Here is a 15,840-nt window from a genome sequence, read left to right as displayed (position 1 = left end):
GTTAACCCAATGAAAGAAATAGAATTCTATCTGGTCGATGCGTTTAGCGACCGCGCGTTTGGTGGGAATCCCGCAGCCGTTTGCCCTCTGGAGGCCTGGCTGCCGGATGACGTTCTGTTGAAGATGGCACAGCAGCACAACCAGTCGGAAACCGTGTTTTTCGTGCGCACCGACACCGGCTTTGAACTGCGCTGGTTTACCACGCAGTACGAAATCAACCTCTGCGGTCACGCCACGCTTGCCAGCGCGCACGTGATTTTTGAGTATCTCGACTATCCGCAGACCGAGATTGTCTTCTCCACCCGCTTTGTGGGCGACCTGAAGGTCAAGCGCAGCGGCGACTGGCTGACGCTGGACTTCCCGGCGTGGGGCTGCGAGCCGGTCGCTAACCCGCCGGAACTGCTGTTCAGCACCCTGGGTATCCGCGAGGCGAAAGAGGTGCGGGTAGGGCGCGATTACCTGGTGGTGCTGGAAAACCAGCAGCAGGTCGAGGCCTTAACCCCGGATATCGACGGCATGATGCCGCTGGACAAGATGGTCTGCGTCACCGCGCCGGGGGACGAGTATGATTTTGTCAGCCGCTTCTTCTGTCCGGGCGAAGGGGTGGCGGAAGATCCGGTCACCGGCTCCGCCCACAGCATGCTGATCCCATACTGGAGCGAGAAGCTGGGTAAAACCGCCATGCTGGCGCGGCAGGTTTCTCCCCGCGGCGGGGATCTGCGCTGCGAGCTGAAGGGTGACCGGGTGTTGATCGGCGGCCAGGCGGCGCTCTATCTGAAAGGCACCGTGTTCCTGCGGAGATAAAAGCAAAACGGCAACGCAAGTTGCCGTTTTTAGTGTTTGCACCCTCGGACCAAAGGAGAGGGCCGGGGTGAGGGCACCAGGCCGCACAATCCCCCTCGGCATCGCCCGGCGGCGCTGCGCTTGCACGGGCCTACTAAAACCGGGGGATTCCTCTGCGGTGGTTATGCACGGCGGCGCTGCGCTTGCACGGGCCTGGGATTTTGTAGGCCGGGTAAGGCGCAGCCGCCACCCGGCAAACAGGCCGCACAACTCACCCCAACGACGCCCCTCCGCACAGCACCAGCTCCTGCCCTGTGACGGGCGCGGCTTCGGCACTCAGCAGATAACTCACCATCGCCGCCACCTCTTCCGGGGCGATTAATCTCCCCATCGGCGGCACTTTTGGCGGGGACGTTTGCCGTCCCGGGGCGCTCAGCATCGGGGTCTGGGTCGCACCCGGGGCCACTACGTTGGCGGTGATCCCGCGCGGAGCCAGCTCCGCTGCCCAGCTGCGCACCATCCCCACCAGCGCGGCTTTGGTGGCAACATATTGTGAACGACCCGCCGCACCGCGGGAGGTGCGGCTGCCGATGGCCACCAGCCGTCCGCCCGCGCTCATCCGCGGCGCAAAGTGGTTAAACAGGATCTCGGCGGCGTGAATATGCAGCCCCCACAGTCTGGCGCTGACCGCATGGTCAAGCTCCCCGAGCGGGGCGGCGGCCATCATTCCTGCGGCGTGAACAATCGCCTGCGGCACCGGAAGCGCATTCAACGCAGTCGCAAACGTGACAGTGTCACTCAAATCCACGCTCAGGCTGGTGAAATTCGGATGCGCATTATCCACCCCGCGGCGGCTTAACCCCGTGACCTGCCAGCCCTCGGCCAGCAGGCGCTTCACGATGGCTTCGCCGATACCGGAACTGGCACCCGTGACGATGGCAGTGCGCATATCACACCTCCAGCAGCGCGCGCGGCACTTTGAATACCGCCTTGCGCACGGTCATCGGGGCATCAGCCGCACACAGCGCCTGATGCGGCTCGCCGGGCAGAAATACCGCGAAATCCCCGCGCTTCAGGGTAATGCTCACCGGATGTACCGCCCCGGGGGCGATATAAAGATCCGGCTTGCGCTCTTCGTCGCCCGCCTGCGCCAGGGACTGCATGCCGGCGTTGATGATTTCCACACCCGCCAGCACCACCTGAATATCCGCCCACTGATGGTGATATTCCGTATGGCGCTGCGCCTGCGGCTGGGTCTGCGCCGGGCCGATATGGCAGAACCATGAACAGCCTTCCGGCTGCCAGCGTCCGTCATCCCGGGCGGCCAGCGCCGCCAGAGAGCAGTCCGGGCGATCGAGTATCTCACGCAGAGCGGCGGGGAGCCCTGCCAGCGGCAGGGCGTTAAGGTGTCCGATAATCACCGTTGCGACTCCTTTACCCATTCCGGCGAGACGCGCACGTATTTGATCGCCTGACGGAAGTACGTATAGGCGATATGCAGCGACCCGTCGGCACCCTGTTTGATGCTCGGATAGGAGAACTCGCGGTTGAGTTTTTCCAGCGAGTTGTTGGTCATGCAGTAGCCGTCGCCCTCGTCGAGGTTGCGCTGCCAGGCCCAGCTTTTCCCGCCGTCGGCGGAAATCGCCACGGTCATTGGCGCGCGCGGGGCGCCCCAGAAGGCGGCGCGGCCGTGGGTGACCTCCGGCTCTTTACGCCCGTCGCCGTCGTCAATCTCGTCGTACAGCGAGGCGCGACGCTCCAGCGCACCCGCCGCACTCATGTGGTTGAACACCAGCGCCAGCTCACCGCTGGCAAGCGTCGTGACCTGAATCGACGAGTTGTTGTTCGGCAGCTCAGTCGGCTCAGGAACAGACCAGCTTTCGCCGCTGTCGAGCGACTGGCTGATGTAGATATTGTCCGCCCAGCGGCTACGGTACAGCGCCACCAGGTGGCCGTTGTTAAGGGCGGTGATGTTCATGTGCACGCAGCCCAGGCTTTCAGGCACCTCGACATCGCGCCAGCTCCGGCCCTGGTCTTCGGAGATTTTCACCGCGCTGATGTCGTCGTTGCCCACCCATTTTTCGCCCGGCTTCGTGCGGCAGTAAAAGACCGGCAGCAGCCAGTTGCCGTTATCCAGCACCACAATCGGCTGGCGGATAAAGGTGCCGGGCTTATCCAGCAGGGTGGCGATCTCGCCCCAGGTCTGGCCCAGATCCCGCGACTGGCGATAGCGCACGATGGCGGTATCCTGGTTGCCGGAGAGCTGGGCGGTCCACAGCAGCCACAGCACGTTGTCCGGGGCGAGGAACAGCACCGGGTTCTGCTCCGAGCGGCTGGCGTCGTCGGAGAGTTTCACCGCCTCGCTCCACTGGTTGCTGCCGGGGGCCAGGCGCGACCCCCACACCGAAATATCAGCGATCCCTTCCTGGGTGCCGCCGAACCAGACGCACATCAGGGTGCCATCCGGCAGCGGCAGCAGGTTCGCTGCGTGGTTCTGCGGGCAGGAAGAGGGCAACATCGCCGTTTCCACGCGGCCATCCTCTGGCTGCGGGCGAACAATCCCGTCACGGGTTACGGTTACAGACATATCAGACTCCATTATGTTGAACAGGGGCAGGCGCTTTGCGATCCGCTTTATTCGGGATCAGACGGTCGAGGACCATAATCACCGCCGGGGTGATCAGCGCGATATACATATTGTTGATGCCAAACGGGTCGCCGAGCAGATACCACAGGGAGGTCACGACGCAGGCCCCAATCAGACCAGCGTTCGCCCCGCGGGTGCTCTTAAAGAACGGCGCATAGAAGGCAATCACCGCCACCACCGTAATCGACAGACGAATGGCGCGGGTGAAGAACGACAGCTTCAGCACCTCCGGCACCAGCAGGACGAAAATCAGCGGCAGGAAGCCAATCAGCAGCGACATCCAGCGGGTGGCTTTAAACTCCTGCTCCGGGGTTGGGTTGCGGTACGGCACGTAGAAATCTTTCACCACCAGCGAGGCGATGGCCAGCGCCACGGTGCTCACGCTGACGAAAATCGACGCCACAAGTGACGTTGTCACAAGACCGGCCACCCACGGGTTCATGTCCTGCAGGAAGATAGGCATGGCGTACAGGCTGTCGATCTCCGGGTGGAGATACTTGGCGGCAACGCCAATCACCGCAATCGCCAGGGCGATCGGCAGGCAGAAGAAGAAGGCGACCCAGGTGGCGCGTTTGGCCGACTTCACGTCTTTGGTGGAGGAGATAGCCTGGATCACAAACTGGGTGCAGAAGATGGAGCCGATGGTGCCGATCAGCCAGGCAAAGATGGTGCTGGCCCCGATGTTGCCGTCCCAGGTCCAGTAGTATGACGGCATCTGCTCGATCATCGGCGTAAAGCCGCCGGTTTTCGAGAGCGCGAAGCCCATGATCACCAGGATACCGAAATACTTCAGGGCGCTGTGCAGCAGCGTCACCCAGGCCACGCCCTTCATGCCGCCAAAGGCGAAGTAGAAGGTACTGACGATAGCCGTGATAAAGGCGGCAACCGGCAGGTTGACCTTCAGGACGGTGGAGATCGCCGCCGCGCCAGAAACGTAGTTGCCGACGTTCACCAGCAGCAGGGCGTAGATCATGATAATCGAGATGATGTTTTTGGTGCTGGTGCCGTACTTCTCGGCAATCGCCCCGGAGATGGTGATTTTGCCGGTGTTATAGATGCGTTTCACCAGCAGCAGGCCAAACAGCGGGAAGCCGATGGCCGCGCCGATCACCGACCAGGAGGCGGCAAAACCGTCTTCGAACGCCGCCTGGGCGGTGCCGATGGTGGATTTAGCACCGATGTATTCAGACATCAGCAGGATCCCGACGATAAACGCCGGCATCGCCCGGGAGCCTTCCATAAAATCGCCGGAGTTTTTACTGCGCAACCGGAAGGTCAGCCAGGTGGTAAACAGGATGTAGACAATCACGATGCCTACGATGATCAGGGTATCTTCAGCGGTAAAATTGTTCATCTTTGCCTCTCTTCAGGGCGTAGGAAACCTGGGCACCCGTGGTGCCCGGTATTCTTATGGACGAAATCAAACGCCGGTTACTGCAGTGACTTCGTCACTATCTGGCGGATCTGTTCAGTCTGTTGCGCATCGAAAGCCACCGCGTAGCGGCTTTCACCCACCTCTTCGCCCATCACCTGCAGCGCTTTTTTCACCGCCGCCGGGGAGAAGGCCACTTTATACAAGCTGGTACGCAGTTCAGTTACTCCTTCCTGCGCCTGACGCGAGCCGTCGATATCCCCCGCATGGAAACGCGTCCAGATAGCGTTAATTGCCTCCGGGGCGACGTTCGCCAGCCCGGAAATACAGGCCGAACAGCCCTCGACAAAGCCCTGATGGATCAGCGAGTCCGGGCCGTTCAGCACGTCGAAACCGTCGATACCCTCGGCGGCTTTCAGGAACCCGCTCAGGCTCTCGTAGCTACCCGCGCTGTCCTTAATGCCGATGATATTCGGATGCGAGGCCAGCACCCGGGCGGTCTGCGGCTCAATGGTGTTGCCGGTACGCGCCGGGATGTTATAGAGGAATACCGGCACGCTCAGGGCATCGGCGATCGCGGTGTAGTGGCTGATGAGTTCCGCCTGGGTCAGGGGCACAAACCACGGGGTGATCACCGAAACGGCATCCACGCCCAGGGCTTCAACCTGCTTACCGAGACGGATAGTGGCCCGGGTGGAGATCTCCCCGATATGCGCCACCACCGGTGCACGCCCGGCGACCTCTTCCACGCAGGTGCGGGTGACGGCCACTTTTTCCTCTTCGGTGAGGACGAAAAACTCACCGTTGGTGCCGCCGCAGAAGATGCCGTTTCCCGCCGCCAGCTGCCGCTGGAGCTGACGCTTCAGCCCCGGCAGATGCAGGTCGCCGTCATCGGTAAAGGGGGTGACGATCGCCGTCAGCACGCCTTCAATCTTGTTACGCATTGTTCACTCCTTCGAGTTTAAATTTCGGGGAACAGGGTCTGGTAGATGCCCTGTACCTCGGCATGGCTGACCTGACGCGGGGCATTGTTCATCAGGCGTTTTACGTTCAGCGCGGCATCGCTCAGCGAAGCGATATCTTCCCGCGGTACGCCCAGCGTCTCGAGGTTGTCCGGTAAATTGAGGCGGCGCATCAGCGCAGCAAACCACGCCACCAGCGCGTGGGATTTCTCCTCCGCCGACAGGGAGGTATCGGCACCTGGCACCAGATCCCACACCCGGGCGAATTTTTCTACCGCGTCCGGGCGCACCACGCGCATGCAGGGCGCCAGCAGAATGGCGTTCGCCACGCCGTGCGGCAGGTGATATTTGCCGCCAAGCGGATAGGAAAGGGCATGCACCAGATGGGTCCCGGCATGGGCAATCGCCACGCCGCCGTAGTAAGAGGCCCACAGCATTTCGAGCTTCGCCATCAGGTTGTGCGGCTCGGCGCAGGCGGTTTCGATGTTATTCACCAGCTTGCGCAGTCCTGTCAGCGCCGCGTTATCGCTCACCGGGTTGGCGACGGTGGCGGTATAGCACTCGATCAGATGGCACAGGGCGTCGATCCCGGTAGAAGAGGCAATGTGCGGCGGCATGCTGGTGGTGAGTTCCGGCAGCAGCGCCACGTAATCCGGCAGCAGAACCGGCGAGATAATGCCGACTTTGGTGCTCTGCTCGGGAATGGCGAGGATGGCGTTTGGCGTGGCTTCGGAGCCGGTACCGGCGCTGGCCGGGATCAGCAGCGACGCGAGGCGCTCGGTCGGTTTTTCACCCGCCAGCAGGGCATCCAGCCCCGGCGATGCCGGATGACACAGCACGGAGAGCAGCTTCGCCACATCCAGTACGCTGCCGCCGCCCACGCCCACCACCAGATCAAAGGCGGTATCGTCGATCTCCGCCAGCAGGGCGCGGACGTCGTGATGCGTTGGCTCCGGCGGCACGCTCTCAATCACGCTGAGGCTACGGTTGTCGGCTTCCAGCAGGGCGCGGATGGCGCGGGCGGCGTCCAGACGGGCGATATTGCCGTCGGTGACCAGTAAAAGGCGCGTCTTGCCTGCCAGCAGTGGAGCAAGGGCCGGGATCGCACCCGCACCGCTGATAATCGTACTGTTAATGGTTAACACTTTGTTCTCCTGTTGCTGCGTCTGTGATTGATTTCGCTCAACGCAGCCAATCACAGTCATCGTGTGTCTAAATTTATAATTTATTCGTAAACCGAATAACTTGATCTTGCTCACATATAATCAATCATGATTGAATATAATCATTAACAGGAAATGCAAACCTCTGGGGATGAAAGTGAATAACCTGAACAGAGACATCGTGGTGATTGCCGACGACTTTACCGGTGCCAACGATGCGGGTGTGAGCCTGGCGCTGAGCGGCAAAAAGGTCAGCGTCGCCTTTAAGACACCCTTTACCGACGACACCGATGCGCTGGTTATTAATAGCGATAGCCGGGCGATGAAGGCATCAGAGGCCGCTGAAAAACTGGCGCAGTATGCCGCCGACGTTCACGCCGCTCACTGGCTTATCAAGAAAATTGACTCGACCCTTCGCGGCAACCCGGGCGCTGAGATTGAGGCGCTACTTGCGCTCAGCGGTAAACGGCAGGCGATTATCGCCCCGGCGTTCCCGGCGGCCGGGCGCACCACGGAAAACGGCGTCTGCCTGGTGAAGGGTGTGCCGGTGACCGACACCGAATTTGCCAGCGACCCGAAAACCCCGGTGCGCCACGCGCAAATCGCGGCAGTGCTGGCGGAACAAACCGCGCTTACAAGCGTGGTGATCACCCCAGAGCAGCTTGCGGCGGCTCTGGAGAGTGACGCCCGGTTAGTGATTGTGGATGCCCGCAGCGACGACGATCTGGATCGGATTATCGCTGCGGCGTTTGCCCGGGATGAGCGCCCGCTGCTGGTGGGCTCCGCCGGGCTGTGCGATGCCCTGGCCCGCCGTCTTGCCACTCCGCGCCAGCTGCTGGCGGTCATCGGTTCGATGAGTGAAATCGCTCAGCAGCAGATCCAGCGCGTGCGCGGTCAGGACAATGTCAGCACGGTACTAATAGATATCAATGATGTGTTTAACGCGGCGATGGACGGATACCAGCAGCAGATCGCGGCGGCGCTGGCGGCAGGCCAGCACTGCGTGGTGCATACCTGCGCCGATACCCATGCCCGTCATCAGATAGACGCGCTATGCGAGCAGCGCGGGTTAAGCCGCGCCGCGCTGGGGGAGACCATAAGCGCGTTTCTCGGGGAGCTGACGCGTAACGCCTTGGAAACCAGCCGTCCGGCGGCGCTGTATGTCTCCGGGGGCGACGTAGCCATGGCGGTCGCCAGCACGCTTAACGCGCAAGGTTTTGCCATAACCGGACAGGTGGCCCAGTGCGTGCCGTTCGGTCGATTTTTGGGTTGTCGCTGGCAGGGGCCAGTCATGACCAAAGCGGGCGGTTTTGGTACTGAAACCACGCTGCTTGAGGTTTTGCATTTTATCGAGGAGAAAATGAGTGACTAATATCATTGCTGTAACGATGGGTGACCCGGCGGGCATCGGCCCGGAAATCATTATCAAATCCCTGACCGAGGGCGAGTTGTCCGGCGCGCCGGTGGTGGTGGTCGGTTGCGCCAGAACCCTGCAACGGGTGCTGGAGAAGGGCATCACCGCCCCGGCAGAGCTGCGGGTGGTCTCCCGCGTCAGCGAGGCGCATTTTGGCCCGGCAATCATCAACGTGCTGGATGAACCCCTGGCCGATCCCGAGGCGTTACAGCCGGGCGTGGTGCAGGCCCAGGCGGGGGATCTGGCCTACCGCTGCGTGCGTCGCGCGACCGAGCTGGCTATGGCGGGCGAAGTGAAAGCCATTGCCACCGCGCCGCTGAACAAAGAGGCGCTGCATCTGGCGGGCCATCACTATCCGGGCCATACCGAGCTGCTGGCGCACCTGACCGACAGCAAAGATTACGCGATGGTGCTCTATACGGATCAGCTGAAGGTCATTCACATCACCACCCACATCGCGTTGCGCAAATTCCTTGATACCCTGAACCAGGATCGGGTAAAAACCGTGATTGGTATTGCGGATACCTTCCTCAAACGCGTCGGCTATGACAATCCGCGTATCGCCGTGGCCGGGATTAACCCCCACGCCGGGGAGAACGGCCTGTTTGGCGACGAAGAGATCAAGATTGTCGGTCCGGCGGTGGAAGCGATGAAGGCGAAGGGGCTGAACGTGTATGGGCCGTGCCCGCCTGATACGGTGTTTATGCAGTGCCACGAGGGCATGTATGACATGGTGGTGGCGATGTATCACGATCAGGGGCATATTCCGCTAAAATTACTCGGTTTTTACGACGGGGTGAACATCACCGCCGGGCTGCCGTTTATCCGGACCTCTGCCGACCACGGTACCGCGTTCGACATTGCGTGGACAGGTAAAGCGAAGTCTGAGAGCATGACGGTTTCTATCCAGTTAGCGATGCAAATCACACGGGAATAATATGAAGGGATATAGCCGGTTAGAACAGATAATGGACTACCTGAAAGGGCACAATCTGGTGACGGTGGATCAGCTGGTGGCGGCAACGGATGCCTCGCCCGCGACCATTCGCCGCGATCTGATTAAGCTCGATCAGGAGGGGGTTATCAGCCGTACCCACGGCGGCGTCACCCTGAACCGGTTCATCCCTTCGCAGCCCACCACCAGTGAAAAGATGCACCGCAGCCTGGCGGAGAAACACGACATCGCCTGCGCGGCGGCCAGTTTTGTCAAAGCCGGCGACGCGGTGGTGCTCGATGCGGGCACCACGATGATTGAACTCGCGCGTCAGCTGACCCATCTTCCGCTGCGCGTGATCACCAGCGATCTGCATATCGCCCTGTTTTTATCGGAGTTTAAGCAGATTGAAGTGACTATTATTGGCGGGCGCATCGACGATACCAGCCAGTCCTGCATCGGCGAGCATGGCCGCCGTATGCTGCAAAATATCTGGCCGGATATCGCCTTTGTCAGCTGTAACGGCTGGGATCTGGAGCGCGGCATCACCGCCCCGACGGAAGAGAAGGCGGCCCTGAAGCGCGATCTGATTGCCAACGCCCGACGCCGCGTCCTGCTGGCCGACAGCTCAAAATATGGCGCCTGGTCGCTGTTTAACGTGGTGCACCTCAACTCCCTGACGGATATCGTCACCGATAAACGTCTGGACGAGGGCGTGCAGCAGACCTTAAGCCAGCTGGATGCGACCTTGACCTTAGCGCCCTGAGGGCGCAATGGTCAGACGCAGTTATAAGTTAAAAATATGCCGCTCCGTTTGTCCGCCAGCGTTAAGGTGGAGAAAAACGACAAAAGGAGCCTGCCATGTATTCCATCACCTCTGAATCACCCGCCCATCCGGACATCACCACCCTGATTGCTGCTCTGGACCAGTATCAGAGCACGCTTTATCCGGCAGAGAGCAACCATCTGCTGGATCTGACCCAGCTTCCTGAGCATGCACTGATTATGATGGTGATCCGCGATCGCCAGCTTAACGCCGTCGGCTGCGGGGCAATCGTGCTGAACGGCGACGGCAGCGGGGAGATGAAGCGGGTCTATATTGATCCGACCCATCGCGGGCAGCGGCTGGGGGAAAAGCTGCTGGCGGCGCTGGAAGATGAAGCCCAGAGCCGCGGGTGTCATACTCTGCGACTGGAGACCGGGATCAAGCAGCTGTCGGCCATCTCTCTGTATGAACGCAGCGGCTACCAGCAGTGCGCGGCGTTTGCGCCGTATCAACCCGACCCGCTGAGCCTGTTTATGGAGAAGTTGCTGGTGGCTGACCTTCGTTTAGCAGTGCTATAAACGCCTCCAGCTGCCGGGTCATTGCGCCCCGGCGCCACACCAGCCAGGTGGTGAGCCAGCGCCAGTTTTCCGCCAGCGGCCATGCCTCTACCTGCTGATGACCAGGCATACTTTCCAGCATTGAGCGCGGCATCAGCGCGATGCCCGCTCCGGCAATCACACACGCCAGCATGCCGTGATAGGACTCCATCTCATGGATGCGTCCCGGCGTGGCGCGATCCGCATGAAACCAGCTTTCAAAGTGACGGCGATAGGAACAGTTCGCGCGAAAGGCATAGATGTCGCGCCCGCTGATTTCGGTGGCCCGTTTAACCTCAGGATCGCCAGCCGGTACCACCAGCATCATCTCCTCCCGGTAGACCGGCATGCCTTCAAGTTCGGGGTGGGACAGGGGCCCATCGACAAACGCCGCGCTCAGGGTGCCTTCCAGCACGCCATCAATCATCGTCCCCGACGGACCGGTCGCCAGCGCAAACTGAATGCGCGGATAGCGCTGGTTAAACTGCGCCAGCGAGGCCGGGATGCGCACGGCTGCGGTGCTCTCCAGCGAGCCGAGGGTGAACAGCCCCTGAGGTTCATCGCCCGCCACCACCATTCGCGCCTCATCCACCAGGGCGAGGATCTGCCGACTGTAGCGTAAAAAGTTATGTCCCGCCGGGGAGAGGCGCAGCCGCTGGTTCTCGCGGATGAACAGCTCGACGCCAAGATCTGCCTCCAGCTGCTTGATGCGGGTGGTCAGATTTGAGGGCACGCGATGCACCTTCTGCGCGGCCTGGGTAATGCTGCCGGTCTGGGCGACGGCGTTAAACATCTCCAGCTGGGTCAGATCCATATCGTTCTCGTTTCGTGAATAAGGTGGTTATTATTATTCATTTTTAAGAAATAGCAGAGTGCGCCACACTAAATCAACACTTAATACACGGAGCACATCATGACGACTTCATCTGCGACCCATGCCCTGTCCATTAATCCGACTAACGGCGAAACCCTGGCCTCATGGCCGTGGGCCACCGTGACCGACGTTGAACATGCGCTTGCCCAAAGCGATACCGCGTTTCGCCAGTGGCGCAGCGTGCCTGTAGAGGCGCGTGCGCAAAAATTACGCGATCTCGGTGCAGCCCTGCGCAACCGTGGCGAAGAGATGGCGCAGATGATCACCCGTGAGATGGGCAAACCCATCGCCCAGGCGCGCGGGGAGGTGGCGAAATCCGCCGGTCTTTGCGACTGGTATGCCGAACATGGCCCGGCGATGCTGAGCACCGAGGCAACCCAGGTGGCTGACGCGGTGATTGAATATCGCCCGCTGGGCCCGGTGCTGGCGGTGATGCCGTGGAACTTCCCGCTGTGGCAGGTGCTGCGCGGCGCGGTGCCGATTATCCTGGCGGGCAACAGCTATCTGCTGAAGCACGCCCCGAACGTACTGGGTGCCGCTAACCTGATTGAAGCTATTTTTACCGATGCCGGATTCCCGCAGGGGGTGTTTGGTCAGCTAAATGCCACCAACGACGGGGTAAGCCAGATGATTGCCGATCCGCGCATTGCGGCCGTCACCGTGACCGGCAGCCTGCGCGCCGGGGCGGCGATTGGTGCTCAGGCCGGGGCCGCGCTGAAAAAATGCGTCCTTGAGCTGGGCGGTTCCGATCCCTTTATTGTCCTTAACGATGCCGATCTGGATCTGGCGGTGAAAGCAGCGGTGACAGGGCGCTATCAGAACACCGGGCAGGTGTGTGCCGCGGCCAAGCGCTTTATCGTCGAAGCGGGAATTGCCGATGAGTTTACCCGTCGGTTTGTCGCCGCCACTGCGGCGCTGAAGATGGGCGCACCCGATAACGAGGAGAACTACCTCGGGCCGATGGCGCGTTTCGATCTGCGCGACGAGTTGCATCAGCAGGTGCAGGCGACGCTTGCCGAAGGCGCGACCCTGCTGCTGGGCGGCGAGAAGGTGGCCGGGGCAGGGAACTACTATGCGCCGACCGTGCTGGGCAACGTTACCCCGAACATGACCGCGTTTCGTCAGGAGATGTTCGGTCCGGTAGCGGCCATCACAGTAGCAACCGATGCCGATCACGCACTGGCCCTGGCCAACGACAGCGATTTTGGCCTGTCGGCAACGGTGTTTACCGCAAGCCAGGAGGCCGCGGATTGCTTTGCCCGTCAGCTTGAGTGCGGCGGGGTGTTTATCAACGGTTACAGCGCCAGCGATGCCCGCGTGGCGTTTGGCGGGGTGAAAAAGAGCGGCTTTGGCCGGGAGCTGTCGCACTTTGGTTTGCATGAGTTCTGTAATGTGCAGACGGTGTGGAAAGACCGGGTTTAATCCTCTGCCGATGTTTTGCCGGGTGGCGCTGCGCTTACCCGGCCTACGGTTCACCAGGCCCGCGCAAGCGCAGCGCCGCCGGGCAATGCCAGAGGAGCGAGCGTTACCCGTAGGCCCGCGCAAGCGCAGCGCCGCCGGGCAATGCCAGAGGAGCGAGCGTTACCCGTAGGCCCGCGCAAGCGTAGCGCCGCCGGGCGTCTGTCATCATTCTGAAATAGTTCTGTCATTTTCACTGCGTAGACTCGCCCACGTCTAAGTCATTGTTAATGAATAAATTATGAACTTAATGCAAATTTTTCGTCGCATTACTCCCCGGCAGTTTGGTTTGCTGGCGGGGATCTTCTGCATCATCGGGCTCTTTTCCGCGCTGCAAATCTCTTCATCGGTCTTACTTTCCGTCTCGCTGCGCGATGCCCAGCGCAATGAACAGCGTAACCAGATGGCTTATCTGCAACAGGCGAAGGTCGATCAGGCGCGCATCTCCCTGCTGGCGGCAAGCGATCTGCTTAACCGGGCGGGGGTTTACTTTATGCAGGATAAAGAGACCGGTTCGGACGGAAGCTGGCACAGCCTGATGGACGAGGCGCAACAGGCGTTACGCGATTCACAGCAGGCATGGCAGGCGTGGCAGGCGATGAGCCCGCCGCGGGATGAGGCGCTGCTCAACAGCTACCAGCTGTTTTTCGATGCCATTCGCGAACAGGCTGACGGGCTGGTGAACGGCCAGTCGATTGATGCCTTTTTTGCCGTGCCCGCCCAGGCGTTTCAGGCGGATTTTAATGACAACTATGCCCGCTATCAGCAGGCCAGCGCCCAGCGCGCAACCGAGGGGCGGCAGTTGCTAACCGCCAGTCTTTCGAAGCTGCAATCGCTGTTTTTACTGGCTCCGGTGGTGCTGCTGGCTATCGCAGTGGCGGTGTGGTTTGCGATGTCCCGCTGGGTGATCGTCCCGCTGCGTCGGCTGATCGCCCATATCAATCTGCTGGCGGCGGGGGATCTCTCTGCGCCTGCACCCACTGTTAAACGTTTTAACCGCGAGATTGCGCAGCTTGGCGACAGCGTGGATACCCTGCAGCAGGGGCTGCAGCAGCTGGTGACCCAGGTCAGCGAGGCCACCACCTCAATGGTGAGCAACATCGGCTCGCTGGCGCAGGGGAATCAGGATCTGTATCACCAGTCTGCGCGTCAGGCGCAGGAGCTGAAAGAGGTGACGGCGCATATTGCCGCGCTGGAAACGCACGTCGAGGGGAACAGCGGCTATGCCAGGCTGGCCAGCTCGCGGGCGGACGAGGCCCGGGAGATGGCGGCAGGCGGCGACCGGATGATGGAGACGGTTAATGCCTCAATGGCGGCAATCGTCGAGCGCTCCTCGGAGATGCGCGGCATCGTGGCGATCATCGATAACGTGGCCTTCCAGACCAACATTCTGGCGCTGAACGCGGCCATCGAAGCGGCCCATGCCGGTAATCAGGGACGCGGCTTTGCCGTGGTGGCGCGGGAAGTGGGCCTGCTGGCGCGCAAAAGCAGCCATTCGACCCAGACTATCCAGGAGCTGATCAACCACTCGTTGCAGGGCATTGAGGATGGCTCGAAAGCGGTCACCCGGCTGGAGGATAACCTGCAGCAGGTGATTGGTCTGGTGGGGAATCTCTGCAGCCTGCTGAATGAGATCTCCGTTGCCACCCTCAGCCAGGGCGACAGCATTCACCTTATGACCAATCAGCTGCAGGCGCTGAATCAGGTGGCTCGCCAGACCGATGTGCTGGTGAATACCGCCTCCGAAGCCTCCCAGCGGCTGCATGATGAGTCCGGTCTGCTGTTGCAGGCCGTCTCGCGGTTCCGACTTCCTGCCTGACGTCATCCATAAGCCTCTGTTATACTCGCAGGCCGTTTTTGGCCTGTGAGCAAGGAGCAACCGATGGCTGCGAACATCACTAATCAGATGCTGGACGCCATTCTGGCGCAAGTACGTCCTCTGTTGGGCAAGGGCAAAGTGGCCGATTACATCCCGGCGCTGGCCTCGGTCAACGGCAACAAACTCGGGATTGCCATCAGCACCGTGGGCGGACAACACTTTCAGGCCGGGGATGCCACCGAGCGTTTCTCCATCCAGTCGATTTCCAAAGTCCTGAGCCTGGTGGCGGCCATGCGCCAGTATGACGAGGACGAGATCTGGCAGCGGGTCGGGAAAGATCCCTCCGGGCAACCGTTCAACTCCCTGCTGCAGCTGGAGATCGAACAGGGCAAACCGCGTAATCCGTTTATCAACGCCGGGGCGCTGGTGGTGTGCGACATGCTGCAAAGCCGTCTGAGCGCACCCCGCCAGCGGATGCTGGAGATTGTGCGCCAGCTCTCCGGGGTGAGTGATATCGGCTACGATGCCGCCGTCGCCCGGTCCGAATTCGAACACTCGGCGCGCAATGCGGCGATCGCCTGGCTGATGAAGTCGTTCGGTAATTTCCATAACGACGTGCCGACGGTCCTGCAAAACTACTTCCACTACTGCGCCCTGAAGATGAACTGTGTCGAGCTGGCGAACACCTTTCTGTTTCTGGCTGCCCAGGGTTATGCCCCGCATCTGTCTGAGCCCGTCGTGACGCCGATGCAGGCCCGGCAGGTCAATGCCCTGATGGCGACGAGCGGAATGTATCAGAACGCCGGTGAGTTCGCCTGGCGGGTGGGGTTGCCGGCTAAATCGGGCGTCGGCGGCGGGGTGGTGGCGATTGTCCCTCATGAGATGGCGATTGCGGTCTGGAGCCCGGAGCTGGACGAAACGGGGAATTCCCTGGCGGGTGTGGCGGTGCTGGAACACCTCACCCAGCAGCTGGGACGTTCGGTCTATTAAGCCGCTGTGCCGTTATGCTGACGGCACAACTAATAAGCAGAGCTAAAGGGATGATGATCGTT

15 protein-coding genes are annotated in these 15,840 nt (G+C 61.0%); 8 read left to right on the top strand and 7 right to left on the bottom strand.

Translation table 11 applies throughout. The features are described 5' to 3' along the window. Window positions 1-9: 9 nt before the first annotated feature. Complete coding sequence (locus tag K5I40_RS06480; RefSeq protein ID WP_223074118.1) at window positions 10-804, top strand: PhzF family phenazine biosynthesis protein; 795 nt, start codon at window positions 10-12, stop codon at window positions 802-804. A gap of 250 nt (window positions 805-1,054) precedes the next feature. Here the strand turns inward: K5I40_RS06480 and K5I40_RS06475 are convergent, their stop codons facing one another. The 6 genes from K5I40_RS06475 to K5I40_RS06450 form a co-directional block, all read right to left on the bottom strand. Next, a complete protein-coding gene (locus K5I40_RS06475) occupies window positions 1,055-1,732 on the bottom strand; it encodes an SDR family NAD(P)-dependent oxidoreductase (RefSeq protein ID WP_223074117.1) in 678 nt (225 codons plus the stop codon). Between the two features lies 1 nt (window position 1,733). Next, window positions 1,734-2,204, bottom strand: coding sequence for a YhcH/YjgK/YiaL family protein (locus K5I40_RS06470; protein WP_223074116.1), 471 nt, complete (start codon window positions 2,202-2,204; stop codon window positions 1,734-1,736). Then, entirely contained in the window at window positions 2,201-3,370 is a 1,170-nt protein-coding gene (locus K5I40_RS06465) for an exo-alpha-sialidase (protein WP_223074115.1), read from the bottom strand. Before K5I40_RS06465 ends, K5I40_RS06470 begins: the two co-directional genes overlap by 4 nt. Before the next feature lies 1 nt (window position 3,371). Beyond that, a complete protein-coding gene (locus tag K5I40_RS06460) occupies window positions 3,372-4,784 on the bottom strand; it encodes a sodium:solute symporter family protein (RefSeq protein WP_039028819.1) in 1,413 nt (470 codons plus the stop codon). A 77-nt stretch (window positions 4,785-4,861) separates the two neighbouring features. Beyond that, window positions 4,862-5,746: a dihydrodipicolinate synthase family protein gene (locus K5I40_RS06455; RefSeq protein ID WP_138368908.1), complete on the bottom strand. Its 885-nt coding sequence runs from the start codon at window positions 5,744-5,746 to the stop codon at window positions 4,862-4,864. A 17-nt stretch (window positions 5,747-5,763) separates the two neighbouring features. Then, complete coding sequence (locus K5I40_RS06450) at window positions 5,764-6,909, bottom strand: iron-containing alcohol dehydrogenase (protein ID WP_223074114.1); 1,146 nt, start codon at window positions 6,907-6,909, stop codon at window positions 5,764-5,766. Between the two features lie 169 nt (window positions 6,910-7,078). Between K5I40_RS06450 and K5I40_RS06445 the strand changes: the two genes are divergently transcribed. From K5I40_RS06445 to K5I40_RS06430, 4 genes are all read left to right on the top strand, one after another. Further along, on the top strand, window positions 7,079-8,299 hold the full coding sequence (locus K5I40_RS06445) for a D-threonate kinase (protein WP_223074113.1): 1,221 nt from the start codon (window positions 7,079-7,081) through the stop codon (window positions 8,297-8,299). Then, window positions 8,292-9,278 carry a D-threonate 4-phosphate dehydrogenase gene (locus K5I40_RS06440; protein ID WP_223074112.1) on the top strand — a complete coding sequence of 329 codons (987 nt, stop codon included), beginning with the start codon at window positions 8,292-8,294 and terminating at the stop codon, window positions 9,276-9,278. Before K5I40_RS06445 ends, K5I40_RS06440 begins: the two co-directional genes overlap by 8 nt. A gap of 1 nt (window position 9,279) precedes the next feature. Beyond that, on the top strand, window positions 9,280-10,041 hold the full coding sequence (locus K5I40_RS06435; protein WP_139565045.1) for a DeoR/GlpR family DNA-binding transcription regulator: 762 nt from the start codon (window positions 9,280-9,282) through the stop codon (window positions 10,039-10,041). A gap of 95 nt (window positions 10,042-10,136) precedes the next feature. After that, window positions 10,137-10,619 (top strand): GNAT family N-acetyltransferase, encoded by a 483-nt coding sequence (locus K5I40_RS06430; protein ID WP_039028814.1) that lies wholly within the window; start codon window positions 10,137-10,139, stop codon window positions 10,617-10,619. Here the strand turns inward: K5I40_RS06430 and K5I40_RS06425 are convergent. Then, the gene (locus tag K5I40_RS06425; RefSeq protein WP_039028813.1) at window positions 10,573-11,451 is read right to left on the bottom strand and encodes a putrescine utilization regulator PtrR; all 879 of its coding nucleotides are present in this window, start codon (window positions 11,449-11,451) and stop codon (window positions 10,573-10,575) included. The two genes, K5I40_RS06430 and K5I40_RS06425, sit on opposite strands and share 47 nt — an antisense overlap. A 99-nt stretch (window positions 11,452-11,550) precedes the next feature. Between K5I40_RS06425 and sad the strand changes: the two genes are divergently transcribed. The 3 genes from sad (at window position 11,551) to glsB (ending at window position 15,778) form a co-directional block, all read left to right on the top strand. Beyond that, window positions 11,551-12,933 carry a succinate-semialdehyde dehydrogenase gene (gene sad / locus K5I40_RS06420; protein ID WP_223074111.1) on the top strand — a complete coding sequence of 461 codons (1,383 nt, stop codon included), beginning with the start codon at window positions 11,551-11,553 and terminating at the stop codon, window positions 12,931-12,933. 277 nt (window positions 12,934-13,210) lie between these two features. Then, window positions 13,211-14,788 (top strand): methyl-accepting chemotaxis protein, encoded by a 1,578-nt coding sequence (locus tag K5I40_RS06415; protein WP_223074110.1) that lies wholly within the window; start codon window positions 13,211-13,213, stop codon window positions 14,786-14,788. A 63-nt stretch (window positions 14,789-14,851) separates the two neighbouring features. Beyond that, entirely contained in the window at window positions 14,852-15,778 is a 927-nt protein-coding gene (glsB, locus tag K5I40_RS06410) for a glutaminase B (RefSeq protein ID WP_223074109.1), read from the top strand. Window positions 15,779-15,840: the final 62 nt, after the last annotated feature.

The sequence above is a fragment of the Leclercia sp. LTM14 genome, from assembly GCF_023736175.1.
Taxonomy (GTDB): Bacteria; Pseudomonadota; Gammaproteobacteria; order Enterobacterales; family Enterobacteriaceae; genus Enterobacter; species Enterobacter barmai.
Note: the sequence above shows the minus strand (reverse complement) of the source record. Positions and strands in the feature narration are given on the sequence as shown.

Excerpts from the sequence above, each read along its gene's own strand:
- sad (WP_223074111.1), top strand. The coding sequence starts at position 11,551 with ATGACGACTTCATCTGCGACCCATGCCCTGTCCATTAATCCGACTAAC.
- K5I40_RS06425 (WP_039028813.1), bottom strand. The coding sequence starts at position 11,451 with ATGGATCTGACCCAGCTGGAGATGTTTAACGCCGTCGCCCAGACCGGC.
- K5I40_RS06465 (WP_223074115.1), bottom strand. The coding sequence starts at position 3,370 with ATGTCTGTAACCGTAACCCGTGACGGGATTGTTCGCCCGCAGCCAGAG.
- K5I40_RS06455 (WP_138368908.1), bottom strand. The coding sequence starts at position 5,746 with ATGCGTAACAAGATTGAAGGCGTGCTGACGGCGATCGTCACCCCCTTT.
- K5I40_RS06480 (WP_223074118.1), top strand. The coding sequence starts at position 10 with ATGAAAGAAATAGAATTCTATCTGGTCGATGCGTTTAGCGACCGCGCG.
- glsB (WP_223074109.1), top strand. The coding sequence starts at position 14,852 with ATGGCTGCGAACATCACTAATCAGATGCTGGACGCCATTCTGGCGCAA.
- K5I40_RS06435 (WP_139565045.1), top strand. The coding sequence starts at position 9,280 with ATGAAGGGATATAGCCGGTTAGAACAGATAATGGACTACCTGAAAGGG.
- K5I40_RS06445 (WP_223074113.1), top strand. The coding sequence starts at position 7,079 with ATGAAAGTGAATAACCTGAACAGAGACATCGTGGTGATTGCCGACGAC.
- K5I40_RS06415 (WP_223074110.1), top strand. The coding sequence starts at position 13,211 with ATGAACTTAATGCAAATTTTTCGTCGCATTACTCCCCGGCAGTTTGGT.
- K5I40_RS06475 (WP_223074117.1), bottom strand. The coding sequence starts at position 1,732 with ATGCGCACTGCCATCGTCACGGGTGCCAGTTCCGGTATCGGCGAAGCC.
- K5I40_RS06430 (WP_039028814.1), top strand. The coding sequence starts at position 10,137 with ATGTATTCCATCACCTCTGAATCACCCGCCCATCCGGACATCACCACC.
- K5I40_RS06460 (WP_039028819.1), bottom strand. The coding sequence starts at position 4,784 with ATGAACAATTTTACCGCTGAAGATACCCTGATCATCGTAGGCATCGTG.